Genomic DNA, 6,647 nt, shown 5'->3' on the forward strand with positions numbered 1-6,647 from the left:
CCTTGCTTTAAGGTAACACGTCTAATTTTTTTTGTAGCTTTTCTTCGGAATAAACCCATCCGGTGTACGATGTCAGGATATTATAAAACTTATCCATCGAAACGACCGCAACGAACGGATAATGACCTTTCGACCGATACCGTAAGTCGATGAAGCGGATTTCGATATAATCATCGTGACGATCGATTTCATACCGATAAACCGGCGAAAAGTTGACGAATGCTTGCACATTTTTATCGAGAAGTGCCGCATTCATTTCAGCTGTTTCCGGTAACGATTTTCGGTCAAATATATCGAGAATTTCAATATGGCCATCCACACTATCGGCAATGAAAAATTGATCATCTGTAACAACGGCAATACGCCACCAATTGTGCTTGATCGTTGGTTGAGTAATGATTTTTTCAATATTTTTATCATGAAAATGCCGTTTTAAAATATCTACAATTTCTTTTTTGTCCAAATATCTTTTAATGTGATAAAGAATATCGATAAAAAAGACGATTGTGAAGGTGTAAATCGGGTTGGCTCCGAGAACCCATGCAAAAATGCCGGCGACGAAAAGATAAAAAATAAACGGATCGAACGTATTGATGAATCCCATGGCCAACCATTTTCGACTGAATGGCCTGAGCGCTTGCGTGCCATACGCATTAAAAATATCGACCGTTACGTGTAAAACGATTGCAAGCATCGTCCATAGCCATAAGTGAAGATAAGACACTTCCGGCATAAAAAGCAGAATTGGGAGTGACACGAAAAAGCTCCAGAAAATGAGCATGGGCGGTGAGTGGGAGCTTCCGCGATGGTGTCGTATATACGTTGCGTTGTCCTTTAATTTAAAAATCGTATCGAAGTCTGGGGCGATTGACCCGATGACGACGCCGAAAAAAGTGGCAGTAAACAAACTTGGATCGGCCTCGACCACTGGATCTAAAGCAGATAACCCGCTTAATGCAACCCCCATCGTCAAGTGAGTTGCAGTATCCAACAGTGCACCTCCTTTAAGATTATTTATGTAAACATAAAGAATGGTGAGTGAATCATGAAAAACACGTCAACCACATATATACCCGAAACATTTGATAAACATTCATTTCAGCAGGACCTAATTGATTGGTACCAAACCATTAGAAGAGAGCTCCCTTGGCGAGAAAATCAAGACCCGTATCGTGTATGGGTTTCCGAAATCATGTTACAGCAAACACGCGTTGATACCGTAATCCCGTACTTTAATCAGTTCATGGAACGATTTCCAACTGTAAACGATTTAGCCAACGCAGATGAGCAAGAGGTGTTAAAGGCATGGGAAGGTCTTGGTTATTATTCACGCGCTAGAAATTTACATACAGCGGTGAAAGAAGTCGTCGCTACTTATGATGGCCAAATTCCATCACAGTCATCCGAACTGAAAAAGTTGAAAGGTATTGGACCCTATACATTAGGAGCAATCATGAGCATTGCTTTTGATGAGCCCGTACCAGCCGTAGATGGCAATGTGATGCGTGTCATGTCGCGAATTTTTGAGATGTATGACAATATTGCTGATCAAAAATCGAAGAAAAAATTTGAACAGATTGTTGAAGCGGTTATTTCAAAAGAGGATCCGTCATCCTTTAATCAAGGATTGATGGAACTCGGTGCTTTAATTTGCTCGCCGAAAAAACCAAAATGCAATGAATGCCCTGTTTCATACTATTGTACGGCATTCTCAAAAGGTATCCAAGAAGAATTACCTGTAAAGAAAAAAGCCAAGAAACAGAAAACAATCGCTTATTTTGCCATGGTCATTGAAAGTAGAGGAGAATATCTCATTCAACAACGACCAGATCAAGGGCTGCTCGCAAATTTATGGCAATTTCCCTTGGTCGAGCAAGCTGAGTTTCCGAAAGATGAAGCCATTCACTATATGGAGCTTGAATATGGTTTTAATCTTGAAATGGTTCAAGAAGGTAAACCAGTGAAACATGTGTTCAGCCACGTAATCTGGGAAGTGTACCCGATTTTTTGTCGCGTTTCTGACGGCGAAGTTTCAAAAGAGCTCGGCCAATTTGTGACATTAGAAGAGATGGATCAGTATCCACTTTCAAAAGTCCAGCATAAAATCAAACAACAGATTTACGCTTGATAGAAGCTTTAACACTTGAAATAATTGACATTAAAATTCAATGGATAACCTCCGTGAAACTTGGACAAAGTAATCACTGCGGAGGTGATATGAGATGGCTAAAAACAAACGCCAGCCAAACGAAACTGCTGCAGGAACAAATATCAAAAAGGTGCAGAAGCAAAACCAAAACGCTGCACAAGAAAATCAGTTTGCTGAAGAATTTGCAAGTGAGACGGACGCTCAGGAAGTTCGTCGTCGAAACAAGCAATCTGAACAAAAAAAGTAAAATAAGTAACAATGCGACCAGTCGTGCGAACAAGCGCGGCTGGTTTTTTGAGCTTTTATAAGCAGACGGGGGAGTTTATCAGCAATTAATGTCGCTTTATCAACCGCCAACGTGCGCTCATCGTCAGTAAGCCTCAGTCTTTGGCTATTTTATTCTCTCGTTCACAAATTATAGTTGAATGGCTCATATATTTTTGAATTGGGCACATATTTTTTGACGTAGGGAGCATATCTCGGTGATCCAGGTACATATCGAACAACTTAGGAAGCATATATCATCATTGAAGCTCATATCCGCCTAATTAGGGAGCATATCCATGGCAACAAGTCCCCGCCCCATCTGAATAAAGGAGCATATCCCAATGATCGAGTCACCTATCCGGCTATTTTATCAACAGTCAACACTCTCTTATCGTCAGTTAGCCTCAGACTTAGGCTATTTCATTCCCTCGATCATAAATAATAGTTGAATGGCTCATATATTTTTGAATTGGGCACATATTTTTTGACGCAGGGACCATATCTCGGTGATCCGGGTACATATCGAACAACTTAGGAAGCATATATCATCATTGAGGCTCATATCCGCCTAATTAGGGAGCATATCTATGGAAACAAGTCCCCGGCCCGTCTGAATAAAGGAGCATATCCCAATGATCGAGTCACCTATCCGGCTATTTTATCAACAGTCAGCACTCGCTTATCGTCAGTTAGCCTCAGACTTTGGCTATTTCATTCTCTCGATCACAAATTATAGTTGAATGGCTCATATATTTTTGAATTGGGCACATATTTTTGGGAGTAGGGAGCATATCTCGATGATCTGGGTACATATCGATCAACTTAGGAAGCATATATCAAGATTGAGGCTCATATCCGCCTAATTAGGGAGCATATCCATGGCAACAAGTCCCCGCCCCATCTGAATAAAGGAGCATATCCCAATGATCGAGTCGCCTATCCGGCTATTTTATCAACAGTCAGCACTCGCTTATCGTCAGTTAGGAGTGCTTTATCGACAGTCAGCACGTATTTATCGTCAGTTAGCAACACTTTATCAACAGTCAGCGTGCTTTTTTTCAACAGTCTCCGCCACGAATATGTTACATACCAAATCCTGCCACATACCTAACGCATGTTAATCGCTATGGTGTATGTCCTGTGTTACAATTAATTCAAAATGCATTTTGAAACGTAATTGTGAGGAAAGTAGGTATAACATGAAGAACCCAAAGGCTGGTGAAGTGATTGAAATTCAGAGTTATAAACATAATGGCTCCATCCACCGGGTTTGGGAAGAAACGACCGTCTTAAAGAGTACCTCTTCGATGTTAATTGGTGCGAACGATCGGGTGTTGGTGACGGAAAATGATGGTCGGACTTGGTTTACACGCGAACCGGCGATTGCTTATTTTACGGCGAATTACTGGTTTAATGTTATTTGTATGTTACGAAATGACGGTGTCCATTATTACTCGAATATCGGCTCGCCTTATGTACTTGATGAAGGTGCGGTTAAATATATCGACTATGATTTGGATATTAAAGTTTATCCGGATATGACTTATAAAATATTGGATGAAGACGAATTTATCGAGCATAAACAGTTAATGAATTATCCGGTAGTGCTCGAACGTATTTTGTACAAGCAGTTAGGTATTTTGGAACAATGGATTTTACAGCGAAAAGGACCATTTGCACCTGATTTTACCGAGCGTTGGTATGAACAGTATTTAACTTATTAGATTGTGCAATAATAAATACGCTACAGGCTGCTGAATTATATTAAAGGCAGTCTTTTTTGAAAAAATATCATGATATAAAAATAAGTAGTTGTTTGAAATGACAAGCAGGTGAAGACATGGATAGTATTAAGAGGTATTTGGCCTTTGTGAAACCATATAAATGGAAAATTTTCTTTACGATTTTAATAGGCATTGTGAAATTCAGTATTCCGCTATTGATGCCGTTAATCATTAAATATGTCATCGACGACATTGTCGGGGCGGAAGCGTTAAGTGATAGTGAAAAGTTAGAAAAACTACTCTGGACGATGGGAATTGCATTCTTTTTATTCCTTATTATACGTCCACCAGTAGAATATTTCCGTCAGTACTACGCCCAGTGGGTAAGCAGTAAAATTTTATACGATATTCGAAATACGTTATTCGATCATATTCAGCGGTTAAGCTTGAATTTCTATTCCAGAACGAAAACTGGAGAGATTATTTCTCGAGTGATTCACGACGTGGAACAGACAAAAACGTTTATTATGACTGGTCTCATGAATTTATGGCTAGATATGGTAACCATTCTTATCGCGATTGGTATCATGATCTGGCTTGATCCATTGTTGACAGTGGTCGCAATCATCTTGTTCCCGGTTTACGGTTTTTCAGTAAAATATTTTTATTCCCGATTGCGTAATTTGACTCGCGAACGGTCGCAAGCACTGGCTGAAGTACAAGGTCATTTGACGGAGCGTGTACAAGGAATGCCTGTCGTACGTGGATTTGCTTTAGAAGAACACGAACAAAAACAATTCGATGATCGAAATGCTCACTATTTAAATCGTGCTTTGGCGTTCACCAGTTGGAATGCGAAATCTTATTCAGTGACGCATACGATTACAGATTTGGCGCCATTATTGTTGCTCGCTGTTGGAGGTTATTTTGTCATCGATGGAAACGTATCGCTCGGTACATTGGTTGCTTTTACGGCTTATATGGACCGGGTATATAATCCACTCCGCCGATTAGTCAACTCATCGACCCAGTTGACGCAAGCACACGCTTCAATGGACCGGGTGTTTGAATTTATGGATGAAGAATATGACATTACCGATGAACCGAATGCCAAACCGATGCATGCTGTAAAAGGTGATGTTCATTTTGAAAATGTCGCATTTAAATACAACCCAGACGAATCGTATGCACTTAAAAATATCGACCTGAAAGTTGCACAAGGTGAGACGGTTGCTTTAGTCGGCATGAGCGGTGGAGGAAAGTCTACGCTTGTCAGCTTGATCCCTCGATTTTACGATCCAAGTCTTGGGAAAATTACGATTGATGGCATAGATATTACGAAGGTCCAAGCACGAACATTGCGCGACCAGATTGGACTCGTTCTTCAAGATACCATTTTATTCAGTGATTCCGTTGCGACGAATATTCGGATGGGGAATCCAGAAGCAACGGATGAAGAAGTGATCGAAGCGGCAAAAGCAGCAAACGCCCATGACTTTATCATGGAACTTCCAGAAGGCTATGATACGCTCGTTGGAGAACGTGGTGTCAAACTATCCGGTGGTCAAAAACAGCGTGTTGCGATTGCGCGTGTCTTTTTGAAAAATCCACCACTACTTGTGTTGGATGAAGCAACATCTGCGCTTGACTTAGAAAGTGAACACTTAATTCAAGAGGCAATGAACAAACTTGCCCATGACCGCACGACATTTATCGTGGCTCACCGTTTATCAACGATTACCCATGCGGACCGAATCATATTGATTGAAGATGGACAAATAAAAGAACAAGGCAGCCATGAGCAACTCATGCGGAGAAAAGGAATTTATTATAACCTTTATCAAGTACAAGAACTGGATGATGAAGGTAAGCTAACGAAAAATAAAGTGAGAAATATTCGATAGAGTACTTCAAGAAAGCTAAAGTTAGAATAACCTACAAATAAGAGGTCTAAGCCACGTACGGCTTGGACCTCTATTTTTTGGCGTTATAAATGTTTTCGTGACCAGCAGGAATGCGAGGTTTAGTCAATTGACTGAAAAATTTGCTAAATTCTTTGCAGATAAATAGAGGGTTTCTGATAAAATGTATATAACATTTAATTGAAATGTTCATCAAACGCAGCCAGATGATAAAGAAATTTAAAGGAAAGAAGTGATATTTTGCTAGAGGATAAACCTAAATGTATTGAATGTGGTAAAGAGATTAAAGCTGATGACGTTGTTTTTATAAGAATGCGCTACCCAAAGCGTAAGGGGTTCACTGAAATAAAGGCGTATTTAAGTAACGAAGGGAAATTTATTTGTGAAAGCTGTTTTAATAAAGATACTAATTAAGGAATAAGGTTTATTGAATTAACGCGAATATTAGCGAACGAAGTATATTGTAAAACAAACATATATGAACGATTTTTGAGTAGCTAACTAAGGGGTGTATAGTGCAAAATAAAAGTAGAGAGAATTGCAAAGAAAATCTTAGAACTATGCAATTATCATAAGGCAAAGAAA

The 6,647-nt window shown here is 39.8% G+C and carries 7 protein-coding genes; 5 read left to right on the top strand and 2 right to left on the bottom strand.

The genetic code is table 11. The annotated features are described in order from the left end of the window. Positions 1-7: 7 nt before the first annotated feature. Positions 8-991: a metal-dependent hydrolase gene (locus FPQ10_RS06740; protein ID WP_144162215.1), complete on the bottom strand. Its 984-nt coding sequence runs from the start codon at positions 989-991 to the stop codon at positions 8-10. Between the two features lie 54 nt (positions 992-1,045). Here FPQ10_RS06740 and mutY point away from each other — a divergent pair, with 54 nt between their 5' ends. Beyond that, complete coding sequence (gene mutY, locus FPQ10_RS06745) at positions 1,046-2,128, top strand: A/G-specific adenine glycosylase (RefSeq protein ID WP_144162218.1); 1,083 nt, start codon at positions 1,046-1,048, stop codon at positions 2,126-2,128. Between the two features lie 94 nt (positions 2,129-2,222). Further along, positions 2,223-2,396, top strand: a complete 174-nt coding sequence (locus FPQ10_RS06750) for a gamma-type small acid-soluble spore protein (RefSeq protein WP_144162221.1) — start codon at positions 2,223-2,225, stop codon at positions 2,394-2,396. Positions 2,397-3,352: 956 nt separating this feature from the next. Here FPQ10_RS06750 and FPQ10_RS13290 read toward each other — a convergent pair. After that, positions 3,353-3,478: a hypothetical protein gene (locus FPQ10_RS13290; RefSeq protein ID WP_255439762.1), complete on the bottom strand. Its 126-nt coding sequence runs from the start codon at positions 3,476-3,478 to the stop codon at positions 3,353-3,355. A 137-nt stretch (positions 3,479-3,615) separates the two neighbouring features. On the opposite strand from FPQ10_RS13290, the gene ntdP reads away from it, so the two are divergent. The 3 genes from ntdP to FPQ10_RS13295 all read left to right on the top strand — a co-directional run bounded on the left by ntdP (position 3,616) and on the right by FPQ10_RS13295 (position 6,476). Further along, entirely contained in the window at positions 3,616-4,140 is a 525-nt protein-coding gene (ntdP, locus tag FPQ10_RS06755; RefSeq protein WP_144162224.1) for a nucleoside tri-diphosphate phosphatase, read from the top strand. A 116-nt stretch (positions 4,141-4,256) separates the two neighbouring features. Beyond that, entirely contained in the window at positions 4,257-6,044 is a 1,788-nt protein-coding gene (locus FPQ10_RS06760) for an ABC transporter ATP-binding protein (protein WP_144162227.1), read from the top strand. 258 nt (positions 6,045-6,302) lie between these two features. Then, the gene (locus FPQ10_RS13295; protein WP_144162230.1) at positions 6,303-6,476 is read left to right on the top strand and encodes a Fe3+ hydroxamate ABC transporter substrate-binding protein; all 174 of its coding nucleotides are present in this window, start codon (positions 6,303-6,305) and stop codon (positions 6,474-6,476) included. Positions 6,477-6,647 lie beyond the last annotated feature (171 nt).

It is taken from the genome of Allobacillus sp. SKP2-8, assembly GCF_007559355.1.
In the GTDB taxonomy this organism is placed as follows: Bacteria; Bacillota; Bacilli; order Bacillales; family Alkalibacillaceae; genus Allobacillus; species Allobacillus halotolerans.

Bases quoted from the DNA above. Each gene is read 5' to 3' on its own strand.
- mutY (WP_144162218.1), top strand. From the start codon at position 1,046: ATGAAAAACACGTCAACCACATATATACCCGAAACATTTGATAAACAT.
- FPQ10_RS06750 (WP_144162221.1), top strand. From the start codon at position 2,223: ATGGCTAAAAACAAACGCCAGCCAAACGAAACTGCTGCAGGAACAAAT.
- ntdP (WP_144162224.1), top strand. From the start codon at position 3,616: ATGAAGAACCCAAAGGCTGGTGAAGTGATTGAAATTCAGAGTTATAAA.
- FPQ10_RS06760 (WP_144162227.1), top strand. From the start codon at position 4,257: ATGGATAGTATTAAGAGGTATTTGGCCTTTGTGAAACCATATAAATGG.